General features: G+C 54.9%; 15 protein-coding genes and 2 pseudogenes. 8 read left to right on the forward strand and 9 right to left on the reverse strand.

Annotated features, from left to right (window positions below; translation table 11 throughout):
* Nucleotides 1–268 precede the first annotated feature (268 nt).
* Both SB725_RS08970 and SB725_RS08975 read left to right on the forward strand, forming a co-directional pair.
* Nucleotides 269–1,273 carry an LLM class oxidoreductase gene (locus tag SB725_RS08970; protein ID WP_150784088.1) on the forward strand — a complete coding sequence of 335 codons (1,005 nt, stop codon included), beginning with the start codon at nt 269–271 and terminating at the stop codon, nt 1,271–1,273.
* Nucleotides 1,270–2,217: a nuclear transport factor 2 family protein gene (locus tag SB725_RS08975; protein ID WP_410921630.1), complete on the forward strand. Its 948-nt coding sequence runs from the start codon at nt 1,270–1,272 to the stop codon at nt 2,215–2,217. Before SB725_RS08970 ends, SB725_RS08975 begins: the two co-directional genes overlap by 4 nt.
* Nucleotides 2,218–2,235: 18 nt before the next feature.
* Here the strand turns inward: SB725_RS08975 and SB725_RS08980 are convergent, their stop codons facing one another.
* The 5 genes from SB725_RS08980 to SB725_RS09000 all read right to left on the reverse strand — a co-directional run bounded on the left by SB725_RS08980 (nt 2,236) and on the right by SB725_RS09000 (nt 7,974).
* Entirely contained in the window at nt 2,236–3,252 is a 1,017-nt protein-coding gene (locus SB725_RS08980; protein WP_105162266.1) for a substrate-binding domain-containing protein, read from the reverse strand.
* A gap of 160 nt (nt 3,253–3,412) precedes the next feature.
* Nucleotides 3,413–4,375, reverse strand: coding sequence for a cyclase family protein (locus SB725_RS08985; RefSeq protein WP_410921631.1), 963 nt, complete (start codon nt 4,373–4,375; stop codon nt 3,413–3,415).
* A gap of 47 nt (nt 4,376–4,422) precedes the next feature.
* Nucleotides 4,423–5,526 carry a glycerol dehydrogenase gene (locus SB725_RS08990; protein ID WP_410921632.1) on the reverse strand — a complete coding sequence of 368 codons (1,104 nt, stop codon included), beginning with the start codon at nt 5,524–5,526 and terminating at the stop codon, nt 4,423–4,425.
* A gap of 63 nt (nt 5,527–5,589) precedes the next feature.
* Nucleotides 5,590–6,360, reverse strand: coding sequence for an SDR family oxidoreductase (locus tag SB725_RS08995; protein ID WP_410921633.1), 771 nt, complete (start codon nt 6,358–6,360; stop codon nt 5,590–5,592).
* Between the two features lie 675 nt (nt 6,361–7,035).
* Nucleotides 7,036–7,974, reverse strand: coding sequence for a LysR family transcriptional regulator (locus SB725_RS09000; RefSeq protein ID WP_410921634.1), 939 nt, complete (start codon nt 7,972–7,974; stop codon nt 7,036–7,038).
* A 121-nt stretch (nt 7,975–8,095) separates the two neighbouring features.
* Between SB725_RS09000 and SB725_RS09005 the strand changes: the two genes are divergently transcribed.
* The gene (locus tag SB725_RS09005) at nt 8,096–9,022 is read left to right on the forward strand and encodes an alpha/beta hydrolase (RefSeq protein ID WP_166620276.1); all 927 of its coding nucleotides are present in this window, start codon (nt 8,096–8,098) and stop codon (nt 9,020–9,022) included.
* Nucleotides 9,023–9,329: 307 nt separating this feature from the next.
* Here SB725_RS09005 and SB725_RS09010 read toward each other — a convergent pair whose 3' ends face one another.
* A complete protein-coding gene (locus tag SB725_RS09010) occupies nt 9,330–10,244 on the reverse strand; it encodes a LysR substrate-binding domain-containing protein (protein ID WP_410921635.1) in 915 nt (304 codons plus the stop codon).
* Between the two features lie 197 nt (nt 10,245–10,441).
* On the opposite strand from SB725_RS09010, the gene SB725_RS09015 reads away from it, so the two are divergent.
* The 5 genes and pseudogenes from SB725_RS09015 to SB725_RS09035 all read left to right on the forward strand — a co-directional run.
* Nucleotides 10,442–11,191, forward strand: coding sequence for an SDR family NAD(P)-dependent oxidoreductase (locus SB725_RS09015; protein ID WP_410921636.1), 750 nt, complete (start codon nt 10,442–10,444; stop codon nt 11,189–11,191).
* Between the two features lie 100 nt (nt 11,192–11,291).
* Nucleotides 11,292–12,590: an MFS transporter gene (locus SB725_RS09020; RefSeq protein ID WP_410921637.1), complete on the forward strand. Its 1,299-nt coding sequence runs from the start codon at nt 11,292–11,294 to the stop codon at nt 12,588–12,590.
* 17 nt (nt 12,591–12,607) lie between these two features.
* Nucleotides 12,608–13,456, forward strand: coding sequence for a transketolase (locus tag SB725_RS09025; RefSeq protein ID WP_410921638.1), 849 nt, complete (start codon nt 12,608–12,610; stop codon nt 13,454–13,456).
* The gene (locus tag SB725_RS09030; RefSeq protein WP_410921639.1) at nt 13,453–14,475 is read left to right on the forward strand and encodes a transketolase family protein; all 1,023 of its coding nucleotides are present in this window, start codon (nt 13,453–13,455) and stop codon (nt 14,473–14,475) included. Before SB725_RS09025 ends, SB725_RS09030 begins: the two co-directional genes overlap by 4 nt.
* A gap of 185 nt (nt 14,476–14,660) precedes the next feature.
* A pseudogene (locus SB725_RS09035) lies at nt 14,661–14,889 on the forward strand (hypothetical protein); the annotation flags it as partial.
* A gap of 33 nt (nt 14,890–14,922) precedes the next feature.
* On the opposite strand, the gene SB725_RS09040 reads toward SB725_RS09035, so the two are convergent.
* From SB725_RS09040 to SB725_RS09050, 3 genes and pseudogenes are all read right to left on the reverse strand, one after another.
* A complete protein-coding gene (locus tag SB725_RS09040) occupies nt 14,923–15,699 on the reverse strand; it encodes an SDR family NAD(P)-dependent oxidoreductase (RefSeq protein ID WP_410921720.1) in 777 nt (258 codons plus the stop codon).
* A gap of 152 nt (nt 15,700–15,851) precedes the next feature.
* Nucleotides 15,852–15,976: pseudogene (locus SB725_RS09045) on the reverse strand (transcriptional regulator); the annotation flags it as partial.
* 67 nt (nt 15,977–16,043) lie between these two features.
* Nucleotides 16,044–17,429, reverse strand: a complete 1,386-nt coding sequence (locus tag SB725_RS09050) for a GntP family permease (RefSeq protein ID WP_410921640.1) — start codon at nt 17,427–17,429, stop codon at nt 16,044–16,046.
* Between the last annotated feature and the right edge of the window lie 221 nt (nt 17,430–17,650).

Raw genomic sequence — 17,650 nt, forward strand, 5'->3', positions numbered from 1 at the left:
ATACTCAGAAATTCACACCATCTGTGACCACTCGTCACAGCGCGTAAGACTCATCCCGTTGAAGGCCGCGACTCATCTAAGACGCCTACTGCGGACGAGTTCAAACGATTGACCCAGCAGATTTTTCATTGAGTGGATAGCGGCCACCAGTGGATCGCGCCCCATCAGAGGGGACACATTTTCCCCAATACCTTCACTACCATGCAGACCTGTTCATCTGAAAGCCGCTTACACAGTAGTGATCGGCTTGAAATAATGAGGTTTAGCAATGACTTCTCTCAGCCCTTCCCTTGAGCTCAGTCCCGAGCTTGCAGCTCACCCGGCCTATTCGCGAGTGTTCCAACCCGAAGGCCTCACCTTCGGATACATCATGCCTCTGGAAGGCTACCCAAATTCGCCGTTCCCTACTTTGCAGGATCATCAGCGCCTTGCTCGAATCGCGGATGAGGCTGGTTTTGCAAGTTTATGGATGAGGGACGTGCCCTTCTACGATCCAAGCTTTGGTGACACCGGGCAGATGATCGACCCCTTCGTCTACCTTGGATATTTGGCAGCCGTAACTAAAAAAATTGCTTTGGGAACGACAGGAATCGTTCTTCCACTGCGCGAGCCGTTGATCGTTGCTAAACAATCTGTGTCGGTTGACCAGCTCACCGGTGGACGATTCTTGTTAGGGCTCTCCAGCGGAGATCGCCCGATTGAATATCCAGCATTCGGGATTGATTTCGAAGCGAGAGAAGAACGATACCGGGAAGGCTTCGAGCTGATTAAGACAGTCACTGAAAACAGCTTCCCAAGCGTCTCAACCAAACTTTTCGGCCAGCTGGAAGGCTTGCTAGACATGGTACCCAAGCCAGTTGGCCCTCGACTCCCAATGATTGTCGTGGGCCGGGCCCGTCAGACGCTTGAGTGGATAGCCAATAATGCCGATGCCTGGATTTGGCATCTGAGCGACTTCAATCGTTTGCCCGGCCTCATCCGCGAGTTCCGTTCTGCCAGTCAGACCGGCAATGCAAAACCATACGGCTACGCGACGTTTTTCGATCTGGCGAAGGATCCGAGCACACCGCTGGAACGCGGCTACAACGGAATAAGGATCGGGCGTAATGCTCTCGTGGATCTCTGGAAACGGCAACAGGATGAAGGTGTTTCACACGTCGCACTGAATATCAAACCTCTGCAGCGACCAGCCGCTGATGTCCTGGAGGAGATGGCTGAGTATGTCCTGCCACACTTTCCCATAGGCCAACCTGTCTCGCAGGTGACCCAGTGACCGGCTCAAGTGATCGCACCGACATTAAGGGCGTTATAGCCACCTTTCTGGAAGCCTGGGAGAGCGGTTATTGGGAATCTGCTGGGGATATGTTCACTGACAATTGCCAGCTGGTAACAAGCCACATGTCCGCTCATGAGGGTGGACGCAAGATTGTCAGAGCTTTCCAGCAAGACCGTGCCAAGGCTGATGGCTTTTCAGTGAAGGCAACCAATCACTATGTGGGTGGTGGAGAAACCGACGCCAATTTCAGTTTCTACGCCTATGGCCATATCAGCAAAGCCACAAAGTCGGCCACGCTCGGATTTGGAATGACTGTCACAGGCTCTATGAAAAAGACAGCAGGCACCTGGCGCCTCGACAGCGTGCTGATTGCCTTGAATTGGATAACCGGGGACTACTCGCTTGCAATTCACTGGCAGCTTCCACCAGGTGACGACGGATGGAGGATTGGCGACCCAGCCCCGACCATCGTTAGCGAGCTGAATTCGCCATGGCTTGCTTTCCCTAACTCAACGGCTTCGGTGACCAGTGCGGAATGTATTGCTGAAACCTACGCTCGTTACTCATGGGCGCTGGATCAGGCTGACATGCAGCTGCTTGCTCATTGCTTTACCAACGACGCCGCTGGCGATTTCCAACCGATGGGCCTTATTGAAGGGCGCCACGCGATCATCGGCTCCTTCAAAGAGTTTCGCAGGCCCTGGCCGTGGATGCAGCATTTCGCGGACGTGCTGGAGATCAAGTCCGACGAGGAAAAGGGTGTAGCGGAAATGATTGTCGGCAGAGTCATTCCTGGAAACTCACACACGCAAGATGGCACGCCTCTCTATGGCGCGCATTACCGGATGCGACTTCGTCGCAAGCATGAAGGATTCTGGCAACTGACCTGGAGCGAGTACCGCCCAGGCTGGTTCAATGGCAATGAAGCACCAAGAGTTTAGTCCCTTCCTGAAAACGCTCTAAGGCCGTGGCGCCGTACTATCTCGAACGACGAGTTCGATTTGTATGCGCTCGCGGCGTGCAAGTGGGCGCCCCTCGATCAGCGCAACGATGTTGTTGGCGCTGCTGATACCAATTTTCGAAGTCGGCACCCTGACGGTCGTCAGGGCTGGCACATAGGCAGCCGCGAACTCGATATCATCGAATCCGCTGACTGATAGTTCTTTGGGGACGTCGATCCCATTGGAACGCGCTTCCGCCAACGCTCCGATACAGGTGAGGTCAGTGCTGCAGACAATGGCTGTAGGCTTGGGGTTAAGCTCCATAGCAATCCGCAGCCCGGCGCGCCCTCCCTCAATCGTGAATGGCTGCTCAATAATCCGTTCACTTGAAAGCTCTATCCCTGACTCGAGTAGCTGAGCGGTGATTCCTTTCAGACGGTATTTTGCCCGTTCGTTGTTAGAAACAACTCCACTGATCATGGCGATACTTTGATGACCAAGGCTAAGCAAGTGCCTGGCTATCAATCGACCACCCTCCTCATTGCTGAACCCCACGCAGTGATGGTCGTGAGCGCCATCTAGTGACCACATGAGAATGAATGGGCATTGGGCGGCAGTTAGTGCTTCATAAATTTCAGGACTATGTTCAGTACCCACTAACAGTAGGCCTTCGACGCCCCGCTCAATCATGTTCCTTACGTTTACCAGTTCTTGCGCCTGGTCGTATTCATGGGAAGAAATGATTAGGTGATATCCAAGCTCCGTTAGCCTTAACTGGAGGGCCTGGACAGCTTCAGCGAACGCAGGGTTGTTAAAAGTAGGAAAAACGGCTCCGATGCTGTGCGTGCGCCTAGATGCCAAAGCACGCGCGGCCCCGTCTCGCACGTACCCTAGCTCTTGAACAGCTGCTTGTACTTTGGCCAGCGTTGCAGGTTTCACTAAGTGCGGGACAGCCAATGCTCTTGAAGCACTCCCCATCGAGACGCCCGCCAATTCAGCCACATCCTTGAGCTTCGGTTTCTCGATTTTTTTCATTGGAGATTCAGCATCCTCGATCGTAGCGCGGAGACAGGACGATCAGAAGAACGCCCTCGATTTGCGCAGAGGATGATAAGCCAACCGCCTGCCGTTCGGGAGCCGTTAATTGGAGGGAAAAACCTGAGAACAGCGTTTCTGCTGCCCCAGGCAAAGACACTTATTTAATGACGATCGGATTCACAGGAGCTCCGGTTCCGCCAACGACCTTTAGAGGGGCTGCGGTGTAGAGAAACGTCCACTGACCGTCCTCAGCGCAGTCCTCAGCGAGAGGATCAAGCTGAGCGATCTCAGTGAGAGTGATGCCCAAGTTCCTCATGAGTGCGTTGTGCAACGGCAACGCAACCCCTGACACGGGATCGACGGTGACTTCGTTAGCAATGGTGTCGGTGACAATGTTCGGAATTTCCATCTCCTGAAACCACTTCACCAGCTCAGGGCTGTAGGTCAGGCCTGGCTCGATAAAGTCTTTGTAGAACTCTTCCGGGTCGCGTTTATAAAACGAGCCGATCCATCCAGTGCGGATGATGAGAATGTCGCGCTTGTTGATAGAGACGCCTTGAGCCCGGGCAGCAGCCATTAAATCCTCATGGTTGAACGTTTCACCTGCATCCAGCACGTCTTTACCACGGTGGCGCGCTATGTCGATCAGAATGCCTCGGCCAACGATGCCTTTTTCACCCAATGGAGCAACGCTCGCCTTGGCCAAGGAACCGATAGTGGTATCGGCGCTGTAGCCATTCCAAATTTGATCGTCGTACCAGACATGCCCAAGGGCGTCGTACTGAGTCGAGCCCTGGAGATGGAAGAACATCACATCATCGGCGAACTCGTAGGAACCGGGAAAGTGCGGGCCCTTACCGCAATTGTAGTGACCTCGATCCATAATATTCATGCGTTTTGACTGGGAGCGACCAGGCCAGACCGGGTCACCTGCAGGATCAGCCATCCGCACCTGCAAAGTAAATGTCTTGCCTTGCTTGACCTCTTTGACACCTTGGAGCACTTCGACACCTGTGAGGTAGTTGAGTGAGCCAACCTCATCATCCGGGCCCCACTTACCCCAGTTCTTAGGGGAGTCTTTGAGCAAGTCATGAATGTGCGGAACGGTCTTGTCTGTCATTTTCTGAGCCTCTTTTATTCTTGGATTAGCTGTGCTGCATTTAGCGGTTAGTTAAAACGTTCAAATCGTTGTCCCAGCTCGTCAGCACGAGCCAGTCCTCGGATGAGTCGTTCAGCCGTAAGGGCTGGCGCCATATTTTTCGCGTACACCGCACCCAGTGTTGCCTGGACGACAATGTCCAGTTCCTCAGAGGTAAACGGAGACGTCTGGCCAAGGCCGTAGAGGGTGACGGGAAGATTCACATCATTCAGAAGCTGAGCGACCTCTAGGAGGTCTGAGTCTGGGCGTTCTTCGACGGACATCTGCACCAGCGTCCCGAATGCGACAAGCTCACCATGCAGCATGGAAGTAATCGCAGGAATTGCCGTAAGACCTCGCACAAGCGCATGGGCTAGCGACAAGCCGCCACTCTCGAACCCAACGCCACTGATAAGGACGGTTCCTTCAATAACCCGCTCGACATCATCATTAACCTCGTGCCGGCCTACTGCTTGGTAAGCGCTGTACCCGTAGGTCATAAGCGTCTTAAACACTGCCTCTGTTAGCAGCAATGCAGTGTTCAACGCTGGAGTACCAAATGAGTTATTGCCTCCGGCAGACTGACATTGTTGCGCCTCAAACTTTTTACTGATGGCGTCGCCGATGCCTGCGGCGAAAAACCTTGCAGGCGCACGGACAATCACTTCGGTGTCCACGACGACTGCGGAGGGGTTCATGTTCAGGTACTCGACACCAACGACCTTGTGCGCTTCGTCGTAAAGCACAATCAAACGGCTGGTTGGGGCGTCGCTGGAAGCAATGGTCGGGCATACGACGATGGGGACGTTAAGCTGAGCAGCCATCCCTTTAGCCGTGTCAATTGTCTTACCGCCGCCCAAAGCGATGATGGTGTCTGGCCTGTAATCTGCTGATCGCTCACAGAGAGACGCAATTGCCGCTTTAGTGCATTCACCAGGAAAAACGATACTGTTCGCCTCGAAGCCATGCTCTGACAATGCATTCCCTACCTCAGGCCACAGATGCCTCGAGACGAACTCGTCGCACAAGACCAAAGGGCGCGATTGCCCCATATCGGAAAGGATTCTGCCAAGCTGCTTTAGAGCGCCTGGCCCTTGCTCGTATCGGCCAGGAAAACCCATTGTTCGAACCATGCCATCACCCGCTGCTGAAAAACTGTGAGATAAATCGTTACGTTGAATACGAGCCCGGATGGATCAGCGCATCAACCAGCCACCCGCCACATCCACAACTTGGCCCGTGATGAAGTCGCTGTCGTTTGAAGTCAAAAAGCATGCTGCTTTAGCTACCTCAAGTGGCGTTCCAAGACGGCCCAACGGAGTCTCATCAACGACTGCCTGGTTCGCTTGCGCAGAAACGGTTTTAAGAAGCGGCGTTTCGATGCGTCCCGGAGCCAGTGCGTTTGCAGTAATGCCATAGGGCCCGAGCTCGCCTGCCAGGTGACGGGTAAAACCGATAATCGCGGCTTTAGTAGCGCTGTAATGCGCCGCGACAATAGGCAAATAGGCGCTGCCGGCGACGGAAGACATGTTCACTATTCTTCCAAAACGGCGCTCGACCATCGCTGGTGTGAGAGCTCTGACCAGGTTGAACGAGCCTGTCAGGTTGATGCCAACGACGCGATCCCATTCCTGAGGATCCATTTCCCAAATCGGCGCTGGTGCGCCCTCGTGTTTGGGTGAAATACCTGCATTGTTAATCAAGGTGTCGATCGGGCCGAGCTGCTCACTAAGCTCAAGACAGGCTCGACTGCATTGAGCGAAATCTGATACGTCAGCTTTAGCCCAGGCCACCAAATGTCCGGCAGCACTGAGTTGCCGGGAAAGCTCGGAAACTGACTGTTCGTCGAAATCTACCAAGGCAACCCGCGCGCCCTCCTCGCAGTACAGCCGGGAAATCGAGGCACCGATGCCCCCTCCTGCCCCGGTAATGAGAACTGTGCGTCCTGAATGTCGAAGATTTGTCATGCCAAATTACCCGCGCTGAAAAAACAGAAACAAGACGCGGTGATGCTCACACGCGTCCGATACCGCACTGGCTGACTGAAAATTTCGCACTCATGTAAGCGGGTGGTGTTAGGAGATTTACGTGGCGAAGCCAGTGCCCCCGTGCCTGAGCGGTCGGTGACTTTAGATAAGAGAGTGGCGAGGGCTGCCCGCGTGCTTGACCGAGCGCGGGCTAATGATGCAGTGACCATCATGATCTCCAGAATTGCCTAAGAAAACGGCAAATATGAATCGCTTCACATCCATAGCCTGCGGCCATAAGCCAACAACATCTATGATCTGTTCACGATTCTATTTTTGTATTTATTCTCGCAAGATATATTTATGAAGCGCTTCATTTTTATTCGGATATTTGACCGCTGTCAAGCGTCTGCACGGTCACTTCCCGCGCAAGGAGGGCCAATAGCTCCTACGAAACTGAGCAGTGGCGAATGCCTTCGCAGTCATGAGCATCTGCGCTAATCCTATTGAGGATGTGGAAAACACCGGCGCACTAAGCCTCTGAGCCATTGGCTCCTTTGGCAGATGCACGGAATACAGGCGCAGTGCCCAACGCCTGGAGGTCGATACTCAAGTGAGAGGAATATGCGACGCATATGCTAGGCATCGACTAGCCGCGCGGGCCTCGCTCACGGGTCAGGCAGAGTGAATGCCTTCCGCCAATTGTTGCTCCCATGGTGGGCATGGTGACCAAGCCTCCACGAGCTTATCGATGAAGAGTCGAATTTTTGGAGATAGGTGCCGCTTGCTAGGGTAGATCACCCGAATAGGCTCTGCGGCCTCTGCATACCCCGCGAGCAATTGAACGAGCTTGCCGCTCCTCAAATCGTCGTTCACCACGTAGGAAGGAAGAGTCGCGATACCCAGACCAGCGACAGCTGACTGGTGCAATGACTCAGCACTGTCCATCTGTAGCCTTCCGCCATGAGTAACGGGCACAGAGCTACCATTCACGCGAAAATTCCAAGGAAGCAACCTCCCACCGCTCACGAAATGCAGGCACTGGTGCTCGGATAAATCCTCAGGCGTTTTAGGCTCGGCATGCTCAGCCAAATACTTGGGTGACGCGCAGGTAATCATTTGTTGGTAGGCCACGGTGCGCGTTAGCAACCGAGAATCTTCCTTCGGTGGCCCGATGCGCATGGCCAAATCAAATCCCTCATCGATCAGATCGACCAGCCTGTCAGAAAAGGTGATATCCACGCTCAGGGAGGGCCAATCCTTAAGACAGCACTCAATGTGCTGAAGGACATGAAGTCTACCCAGCGCAACCGGCAGACTCATCCGCAGTCGCCCACTGGGTGTCGAACGGCGAAACGCAAGGGCATCCTCCACATCGTCCAGATCCTGAAGAACGCCCACGCAGCGCTCATAAAGAACCTGACCGTCATCGGTCATGCTCAAACTACGAGTGGTGCGATTCAGTAGACGTACCTGTAAACGAGCCTCGAGCCTGACTATCGACTTCCCCACCGCAGAGCGCGTAAGGCCAAGTTGCTTTGCCGCCGCAGTGAAGCTTCCAGCGTTTACCGAGCTTACAAACGCGGCGATATCATTCAGGTTATGGAGTTCCATACGGCCTCAGTGGTCTCAACGTTCGGGCAGCTTAGCACCTGTTATGGGGAACCCTATTCCCCAATACTAAGCATAGTATCTCAATTAGCTAATCCACTCCCAACGATCAATTGAGGTCATTATGAACACTAAAGTCCAAGCAGCCGTCCAAACCTGGGCCAACAGCCTTAGCGATCTGGTACCCGTTCTTAAGGGAATCGATACCACCACAAAGATGAGCGACATCCGCGACTCCTACGCAAAAATGCTCGCGCAAAATCCAGCGCCTGCTGGCGTCAAATTTGAAGCAGTCGACATGGGTGGCGTGCCAGGCACACTGGTAACTCCGGACGAGATCAAAACCGATGCAGTAGTGATGTACATTCACGGCGGGGCGTACATTGTTGGCCGTCCAGACGGATACCACGGCATCGGCGGTAACTACGCAAAAATGCTCGGTGCTCGCGTATACATGCCGGACTACCGCCTTGCCCCTGAGCACAAGTTCCCAGCCTCTATTGACGACACATTGCGCGCCTACGAGTGGTTGCTTGAGCAGAAAATCCCAGCTAACAAGATTGCATTCTCAGGCGAGTCGGCTGGCGGCGCGATGGTTGTCAGCGTCATGGTTGCGGCTAAATCGAAAGGGCTTCCATTGCCTGCGGTTGGCTCCTCCATCTCGCCATGGGCGAACCTTGAACACACCGGTGCTTCCATGAGCAACCGTGAAGGTCTGGATCCTCTGAACTCCAAGCCTGTCTTGGACATCCTCGCCAGAGCATTCCTAGGCGACACATTGGCCAATCATCCTCTGGCCTCACCTGTGTTCGCGGACGTCACCGGTCTTCCACCAATCTTGGTGCAGATCGGCGAGAACGAGCTGATGTTGAGTGATGCAATGCGCCTTGCAACTCACCTGGCTGATAACCGCGTTCGCGTAAACCTGGAAGTATGGCCTGCGATGTTCCACGCCTGGCACTTCTACGCCACCATGCTGCCAGAAGGTCAGCAGGCTATGGAGAGTTCCGTCCGCTTCATTGAGACGGGTCTGGCCGACGCCAACTGGTGAGTCGATATTCAGACTTCAGGAGTTTTCCTGCTCCCGCAGCTCTGAAGCTTATTGATCAAATAGCCAGACCAACGCAGGCCAAAAGTCACAGTGAGAAGGTTTGACCTAGCTTAATCAGTTTTAAATAGCAGAAAGGCCCCTAGCAGACTGTGTGAATACACACTGAAGGTCAGCCCAACAAACGCCCCGACTTGTTCGGGGCGTTTGTTTTTGTGCAGCCAAAAGCCGAAAAATGGCTTTTCAACCCATTAGCGCCATCAATTGGCGGGCTCCGAGTACGCTAATCGCTCGCTGCCTACGCCAAAATTCAGTAAGCAAACTCATGCCCCAATTCTTTCTGCATCCACTCCAAGAATCGTCGCACTCTGGGAAAATTGGAGTGCGCCCGAGGAAATACCAAGTGGTGCGCCATAATCGGCGCGCTCAATTCTGGTGCTACTTCTACCAATACTCCTCGAGCGAGATAGTCCTGCGCCAGCAACGTACTTTCAAGGGCGAAGCCAAGGCCATGACTGGCAGCTTCCAACGTCATGTACGAACGATCGAAGCTCAGCGTGTAGGGTTTTTCCGGTCGCGAAATACCGTGCTGCGCAAACAGCTGCGGCCACTTGATCAAGGTTGCCTCCGACAGGATCAGGTTGCTCTCGAGTAGATCAGCAATCGTCTGTACGGGACGTTTTTCCAGCAACTTCGGGGAAGCCAACACCGCGATTTTTTCATCTCTCACAGTCCGCACCTCGAAGCTTGGCCAATTGGGTATGCCATGGCGAATATCTACATCGATCTTGTCCCTACTAAAGTGCAACGATTCATAAGAGCACGACAAGTTGAGCTGTATATCGGGATGACTCTCGCGGAACTGTTCAAGGCGCGGCATCAGCCAGAGCAAGCCGAAACTGGGCGATGAGTGCAGCCGTAGACAATCAAGACTGACATCACTAGCGGCGCGCTCAGTAGCCACTGCGAGGGTGTGAAGGATACCCGATACCTCTTTGAGGTATTGCTCGCCAACCGGTGTCAGCGTCACCCCTCTCGCTGTGCGTACGAACAATTGCCGACCAATCATAGCTTCCAGTTTGGCCAATTGATGGCTGACCGCCGAGGGCGTCAAATTGAGCAATTCCGCTGCACGAGCAACGTTGCCGAAACGTGCCGTCTGTTCGAAGGACTGAATGGCCTTCAGCGGTGGCAGGATCACAGGTGTATCGCCTGGTGAACTCATAATTTTTATTTTTCCGCTAGGAATGGCTTTGGCCGGGCGTCGAGCTATTCAAACACCGGTTGAAATCATTAGCGAGTGCTGAATTTTTTTCAGCAGAGAGTGACGTTTACGGTATTGCTCGTGAGCCCCTGCCAGAAGAAGCTGAGTCATCGGTTCTTCCTGGATCGTCCAATAAAAACAATTTGAGGTACTCCTCCATGCTTCTCCAAGGCAAAGTCGCAATCATCACTGGTGCCGCATCTGCCCGTGGCATTGGCCGCGCTACAGCGACCACTTTCGCGCAACAAGGCGCTCACGTCGTGATCCTTGACCTGGATGAATCCGCTGCCCGTGATGCCGCTGCTTCCCTGGGCGAAGGTCATCTCGGTCTGGCAGCCAACGTTGCTGACGAATCGCAGGTTCAGCAGGCCGTTGCCAAAATCATCGAGCACTTCGGCCGTATCGACGTACTGGTCAACAATGCTGGTATCACTCAACCCCTCAAGACCCTGGACATCCGCCCTTCGGACTACGACAAGGTGCTGGACGTCAGTCTGCGCGGCACCCTGCTGATGTCGCAGGCCGTGATTCCGGTCATGCGCCAACAATCTTCCGGCAGCATTGTGTGCATGTCTTCCGTTTCTGCTCAGCGGGGCGGCGGCATCTTTGGTGGCCCTCATTACAGTGCGGCCAAAGCCGGTGTGCTGGGTCTGGGCAAAGCCATGGCACGTGAACTGGGGCCGGACAATATTCGCGTCAACTCCATCGCCCCTGGCTTGATTCACACCGACATCACCGGCGGCCTTATGCAGGACGAACGCCGCCACGCGATCATCGACGGCATTCCGTTGGGCCGACTCGGTGCAGCACAGGATGTCGCCAACGCCGCCCTGTTCCTGGCCAGCGACCTATCCTCTTACCTGACCGGCATCACTCTGGATGTGAACGGCGGCATGCTGATTCACTGAGTACACCTGGGCGGGCCTGCGCGGCCCGTGCGGTTCTGGATCGATGACGCAGCCGGGCCTCATGGCCTGGCGGTCAATAAAAACAAGAGATCAGACCATCATGACTACCCTGTCGCTCGAAGCGGTTTCGACCGTGCGTTCCAACGCCTACCGTAAAACGGCCTGGCGCCTGATGCCTTTCCTGATGCTGTGTTACCTGTGCGCTTACCTTGATCGCGTCAATGTCGGCTTCGCCAAGCTGCAGATGATGAACGACCTGGCGCTCAGCGAAACGGTCTACGGATTGGGTGCCGGCATGTTCTTCATCGGCTACTTCCTCTGCGAAGTTCCCAGCAACATTATCCTGCACAAGGTCGGTGCGCGTGTGTGGATCGCACGCATCATGATCACCTGGGGCATTGTCTCGGCGCTTTTCGCCTTCGTCGAAACCGCCTGGCAGTTCTATGCCCTGCGCTTTCTGCTCGGGATTGCGGAAGCCGGTCTCGCCCCAGGCCTGTTGCTGTACCTGACCTATTGGTTCCCGTCCTACCGCCGAGCGCGCATGACCGTGTTGTGGTTCATCGCCATTCCGCTGTCAGGCATGGTGGGTGGCCCCCTCTCCGGCTGGATAATGAACCACTTCGCCGGTATGCACGGCTGGGCCGGCTGGCAATGGATGTTCGCTCTGGAGGCTGTACCTACGGTCGTTGTCGGACTTTTGGTACTGAGCTACCTGAAAGACGGCGTGCATCAAGCCAGCTGGCTAAACGACGAAGAAAAAGCACTGATCACCCGGGAGCTGGCCGAAGACGACCAGCAGAAAGTCACCCATGCCTCTGTCGGTGAGTTCATTCGCGACCGTCGTCTGTGGCTGCTGGCTGCCATCTACTTCTGTGTCGTGATGGGGCAGTACGCAATCACCTTCTGGCTACCGACCTTGGTGCGTAATTCAGGAGTTTCTGATCCGCTTCACATCGGCTTTCTGACCAGCCTGCCTTACCTCTGTGCCATTGCCGCCATGCTGCTGGTTGGACGCAGCGGTGACAAACATCGCGAGCGCCGCTGGCACCTCATTGTGCCGATGATTGCCGGTGCTATCGGCCTGAGCTTGGCGGCGTTGATGGGCGGAAATTCAACCCTGTCCATCCTCAGTCTTTGCTTGGCAGCTTCTGGCATTTTGTCTGCGACGTCGTTGTTCTGGATGTTACCCACCACGTTGCTCGGAGGCGTTTCTGCCGCCGCAGGCATCGCGGCGGTCAACAGCTTCGCCAACCTCGCCGGGTTCTGCTCGCCTTATCTGATTGGCTGGATCACCACAATGACCGGCTCCAGTGCCATCGGCATGTACTTGATCACTGGCATGCTGTTCGCAGGGGCCACTCTGGTACTGCGCATTCCCGCCGCCCTGGTCAATCGTTGAGTTAACGGAGTTTCATCATGACTACTAATCCTTCATACGCTTCATCCACGACTCTGGTTGAGCGCGCACACAACATTCGCCGCCATGCGCTGCGAATGGGTCAAGTCCAAGGACAGGGCTATGTTGGCCAGGCCCTCGGCGCCGCCGACCTACTGGCAGTGTCTTACTTTCATGCCATGAACCATCGGCCTGAAGATCCTGAATGGGAAGAACGTGATCGCTTCTATCTCTCCATCGGTCACTATGCCATTGCCCTGTACGCCGCCTTGATCGAAGCCCAAATCATCCCGCTCGATGAGCTGGAAACTTACGGTGCGGATGACAGCCGCCTGCCGATGTCGGGCATGGCCGCCTACACGCCGGGCATGGAAATCACCGGTGGTTCGCTGGGCCAGGGCTTGGGCATCGCGGTCGGTGCCTGCCTGGGCCTCAAGCGCAAAGGCTCGCCCTCCTTCGTCTACAACTTGCTGTCGGACGGCGAACTGAATGAAGGCTCAACCTGGGAAGCCGTGATGTCGGCGTCGCACTGGAAGCTCGACAACCTGATCGCCATCGTCGACGTCAACAACCAGCAAGCCGACGGTTATTCCAGTGAAATCCTGTCCTTTGAGCCCATCGTTGATCGTTGGCAAGCCTTTGGGTGGTTCACCCAGCGCGTCGACGGTAATGACCTGGAGGCGCTAGTCACCGCGTTCGATGCCGCGCGCAATCATCCCGGCACTCAGCCACGGGTGATCATCTGCGACACCAAAATGGGCAAAGGCGTGCCCTTCCTCGAAACCCGGGAAAAGACGCACTTCATTCGCGTGGAAGAACACGAATGGGATCTGGCACTGAACAATCTTGAAGAAGGAAAAAACCAATGAGCAATGCAGCCAACTCTCCGACTTCGACTGCCGAGCCGATCAAAAAGCGTCTGACGACTTCGGCGATGATCGCCTCCATTGCCTCTGAAGGCCAGGCCACCAAATCCGCCCCTTTCGGCCATGCGCTCGCAGCCCTGGCAGAACAGCGTTCAGACATCGTCGGGTTGTCCGCCGACCTGTCCAAATACACCGACTTGCACATCTTCGCCAAGGCACATCCCGACCGTTTCTATCAAATGGGCATGGCCGAGCAATTGCTTATGAGTGCGGCTGCGGGTATGGCCCGCGAGGGCTTCGTGCCCTTCGCCACCACCTACGCCGTATTCGCCTCGCGCCGCGCCTATGACTTCATCTGCATGGCAATCGCCGAGGAAAACCTTAACGTCAAAATCGTATGCGGTTTGCCCGGCCTCACCACCGGCTACGGCCCGAGCCACCAAGCCACCGACGACTTGGCAATCTTCCGCGCCATGCCCAACCTGATGATCGTTGATCCGTGCGACGCGCTGGAAATCGAACAGGCAGTGCCTGCAATCGCTGCGCATCAAGGGCCGGTATACATGCGCTTGCTACGTGGCAATGTACCGCTAGTGCTGGACGAGTACGGCTACAAATTCGAGATCGGCAAAGCAAAAACCCTGCGCACCGGTAACGATGTTTTGATCATCTCCACGGGGTTGATGACCATGCGTTCATTGGAGGCCGCGAAACAGCTTCAGTTGGATGGGATTGATGTCGCCGTGCTGCATGTACCGACAATCAAGCCACTAGATGAACAAACCATTCTGGCTGAAGCCCGCAAATCCGGTCGCTTGGTGGTCACCGCCGAGAACAGCTCGATTATCGGTGGACTGGGTGAGGCCGTTGCCGGGCTGTTGCTGCGCAACGGGGTGACACCGACGTTCAGACAAATCGCGTTGCCCGACGCATTCCTGGACGCAGGCGCGTTGCCGACACTCCATGATCGGTATGGCATCTCGACTCCAGCGGTTTGTGCACAAATCAAAGCTTGGTTGTAGCTCCATGTGGGAAGACAAGGACTCAGAGTTTTTAACCACATTAACTCCCTGATCCCGTTTTTGTCATTTGTTAACACCCAACTCAGCAGCTTGGTCGCAGGGCACGCTGGCGACCATATGTATCAAATAAAGGGCCCTCGACAGACTGTGTGAAAACCTAGCAATCTCTGCAGCGCTCAAAGAAAATGCTCCGTATCGAAAGATACGGAGCATTTTTCGTTAGGGCCTACATCCAAGGAGATGTCTCGCAGCCAGACCAGTCTATTCCCGGTCTCGCTGGAAGAGTTGATCCCTGAGGATCACCTCGTTCGGGTCATCGACCTGTACGTCGCCATCGATGGCCTTCAGTGCGTTTTCACACAGTCTGTCTCGGCCTTTTTTTTTGTACTCCAACCAAAATCACCTGGTCAACCAGGACTCAACGGTCGCAGGAGGGATTAAAAAGTCTTAATTAGCTTTGTTCTCAACCAAGCAATTGCCTCCATCCACCACGAGCAACTCACCGGTGATGTAACTCGCTTCAGGTGAAGCCAAGAATACAACGGCTGCGGCCACTTCCTCTGGCCGACCCGCCCTCCCAAGAGGTGTAGAGCGTGCTGCTTTCACTTCGTCAGGAGTGCTCGACCCTGTAGCTATCCAACCAGGGGCAACTGAATTCACCGTGATACCAAATTGAGCAACCTCAAGGGCGAGACTCATGTTCATGCCGACCATTCCGGCTTTTGCTGCACTATAAGCAGCCTCTCCTGGATTACTGGCTCGTGTGCCTGTGGTTGAGCTGATGTTCACTATGCGGCCATATCCTCTAGCCCGCATCCCAGGCAACACCCCTTGAGTTAACAGGAACGCAGTTGTCAGATTTCTAGCGATGGAAAGATTCCAGGTTTCGAGGCTCGTATTCGTGAACTCGGCGAACGGTTCTGGACTCCCTTGCATCGCCATACCGGCATTATTTACAAGAATATCGATGTGGCCCCAAAGGGCCTCCGCCCAAGCGACGAACTCTCTAACCTGAGTTTCCTGGGTTAAGTCTACCGGTCGACCCTCTACTTCGAAGCCTGCGGCGCGTAACTCCGCAACCCGCTCGTTGATGCGTGCACTGCTTGCCGTGACGATCAGCTTGGCCCCTTGAGCCCCAAGACGATGGGCAATAGCCATACCGATTCCAACCTCACTGCCCGCTCCACTCACAAGCGCCACCTGATCTGCCCAGCTTGAATTCATCATCCTTGCCTCTGTTGAAGGTTTGCGAGGTGCACACGAATGGAGGTGTAGCAGATAGCCGAAAACGCGTGTTGAGGATTTGGTCGCTGACGTCCATAAACTGCAAATAAAAAGGGCCTTCAACGGGCCCTTTATTTGTACTCAAACTGAGATCACTTGGTCAGCCAAGACTCAACGGTCGCGGAGCCATGCTCTTTTTTCACTCTTTCAGCGTCTTCTGGTTGCTGCCTTTGGTTTCGACGACTTCGCCAGTGTTAGGGTTTTTATAGACCTTAAACGTAACTCTACTCCCACCCTCGGCTAACACGCTCGGGCAAGGTTACTGCCTGCGAACAGATCCTGACTCAAATCGCCGTGACAGCCGCATTCAACATCAACACCACAATCAAACCGACCACGGCTACGATGGATTGAACCACCGAAATGGTCTTGGTGGCTTCGCCCATAGTCATGCCGAAGGATTCCTTCACCATCCAGAAGCCCGCATGGTTCGCATAGTTGAAGAACAGCGAGCCGCAACCTATGGACAAGGCAAGCAGAGGCAGGTTGAGGCTGGGATCAGCACCTGCAAGCGGCGCCAGCAAGCCAGCAGCTCCAACAATACCTACAGTGGCAGAACCGGTAGATACCGAGAGCAACATCGCGATCAACCAACCCAAGATCAGCGGAGGGAACGCAGACTGCTGAGTCAGGTGCACAATGGCATCGCCCACCTTGGCGCTGGTCAGCAGCTCCTGAAAGGCACCACCACCGGCGATGATCATGATGATTGAGGCGATGGGCTTGAGGCTCTTGCCCAGGGATTCGCGCAATTGCCCCGCATCGCCGCCCCTCGCGAGTACCAGACTTGCCCCTGCGAACAGCACGCCTAGGAGCATGGCTATCAGCGGATTGCCCAAGAAACTAGCCATGTTCAGGATCGTATTGCCCTTGGGTAATACCATCTCTGCGACGGCATGAATCAGCATCAGGATCGCCGGTAGCAAGGCTGCCAGCACGCCAAGCCATACGCTGGTGCTTGGTTGATCGTCGGCTTTTTCAGCTAGGGTAAACTGATCTAGCAAAACCTGATCGGGCCGAGTGCTCATGCGCGGCGAAATGAATGCGCCATAAAGCGGGCCGCCTAAAATCATTGCAGGAATAGCCGCAATGAAGCCATAGAGCATTGTGGGCCCAACCGAGGTTTTGAGCGCGGCGATGGCCGTCAAGGGGCCAGGGTGCGGCGGTACCATCCCGTGCATGGCTGCAAGTGCCGCAATCACCGGAACACCCACATACACATACGCTGATCCTTTGAAGCGAGCCTGGCTTTCCAGCTTTCGCGCCACGCTGAATATCAGCGGCAGCATGATCACCAAACCCACCTCGAAAAACATGGGAATGCCAATTACAAAGGCAACCATCATCATGGCCCAAGGAATCATCCGATCCGATGTTCGCTTGAGGATGACCTCGGCGATCTGCTCTGTGACGCCTGCGTCAGCAAGAATTTTGCCTAGCATCGCTCCAAGCGCGATTACGACCCCCACTGCCCCCAGTGTCTTTCCGGCGCCGGTGATCAAGTGGGAGACAATGTTTTCTGGCTCCATACTGGTTGCAAAGCCAACGCCAACGGAAACTACTAGCAAGGCCAGGAGCGGGTGCATTTTGATACGCGACACGATGAGCGCCACCAGCACCAGGACGCTCACCAATGCGGTCAGTAAGAGGTCTATATCTAAAGGAGTCATGAAAGGATCTCGGTTGGGCTGGCGCCCAGACTGCACTCAGATTTGAAAGAAAAGTTTGAAACCGTAACGCCTGTCGGCGCACGCGATAAACCAAACATCGTTTGGGTGCTTTCGACTTCGGCATTGGATGACGTGTTCATGGAATCCACTCTCTTGTAATTGGAATAGCTGCTATGACGCAGAACTTCTCGATGCGGCACGAGAGGTTTGGCTGCAACGTC

Source organism: Pseudomonas sp. SIMBA_041 (assembly GCF_046535095.1).
Classification (GTDB): domain Bacteria; phylum Pseudomonadota; class Gammaproteobacteria; order Pseudomonadales; family Pseudomonadaceae; genus Aquipseudomonas; species Aquipseudomonas mucoides.

What these genes read in the sequence shown, in the direction of transcription:
- SB725_RS09040 (WP_410921720.1), bottom strand. Translation starts at nt 15,699, where the DNA reads ATGAATTCAAGCTGGGCAGATCAGGTGGCGCTTGTGAGTGGAGCGGGC.
- SB725_RS09000 (WP_410921634.1), bottom strand. Translation starts at nt 7,974, where the DNA reads ATGGAACTCCATAACCTGAATGATATCGCCGCGTTTGTAAGCTCGGTA.
- SB725_RS08990 (WP_410921632.1), bottom strand. Translation starts at nt 5,526, where the DNA reads ATGGTTCGAACAATGGGTTTTCCTGGCCGATACGAGCAAGGGCCAGGC.
- SB725_RS09020 (WP_410921637.1), top strand. Translation starts at nt 11,292, where the DNA reads ATGACTACCCTGTCGCTCGAAGCGGTTTCGACCGTGCGTTCCAACGCC.
- SB725_RS09005 (WP_166620276.1), top strand. Translation starts at nt 8,096, where the DNA reads ATGAACACTAAAGTCCAAGCAGCCGTCCAAACCTGGGCCAACAGCCTT.
- SB725_RS09010 (WP_410921635.1), bottom strand. Translation starts at nt 10,244, where the DNA reads ATGAGTTCACCAGGCGATACACCTGTGATCCTGCCACCGCTGAAGGCC.
- SB725_RS08970 (WP_150784088.1), top strand. Translation starts at nt 269, where the DNA reads ATGACTTCTCTCAGCCCTTCCCTTGAGCTCAGTCCCGAGCTTGCAGCT.
- SB725_RS09030 (WP_410921639.1), top strand. Translation starts at nt 13,453, where the DNA reads ATGAGCAATGCAGCCAACTCTCCGACTTCGACTGCCGAGCCGATCAAA.
- SB725_RS08995 (WP_410921633.1), bottom strand. Translation starts at nt 6,360, where the DNA reads ATGACAAATCTTCGACATTCAGGACGCACAGTTCTCATTACCGGGGCA.
- SB725_RS09015 (WP_410921636.1), top strand. Translation starts at nt 10,442, where the DNA reads ATGCTTCTCCAAGGCAAAGTCGCAATCATCACTGGTGCCGCATCTGCC.
- SB725_RS09025 (WP_410921638.1), top strand. Translation starts at nt 12,608, where the DNA reads ATGACTACTAATCCTTCATACGCTTCATCCACGACTCTGGTTGAGCGC.
- SB725_RS08985 (WP_410921631.1), bottom strand. Translation starts at nt 4,375, where the DNA reads ATGACAGACAAGACCGTTCCGCACATTCATGACTTGCTCAAAGACTCC.
- SB725_RS09050 (WP_410921640.1), bottom strand. Translation starts at nt 17,429, where the DNA reads ATGACTCCTTTAGATATAGACCTCTTACTGACCGCATTGGTGAGCGTC.
- SB725_RS08980 (WP_105162266.1), bottom strand. Translation starts at nt 3,252, where the DNA reads ATGAAAAAAATCGAGAAACCGAAGCTCAAGGATGTGGCTGAATTGGCG.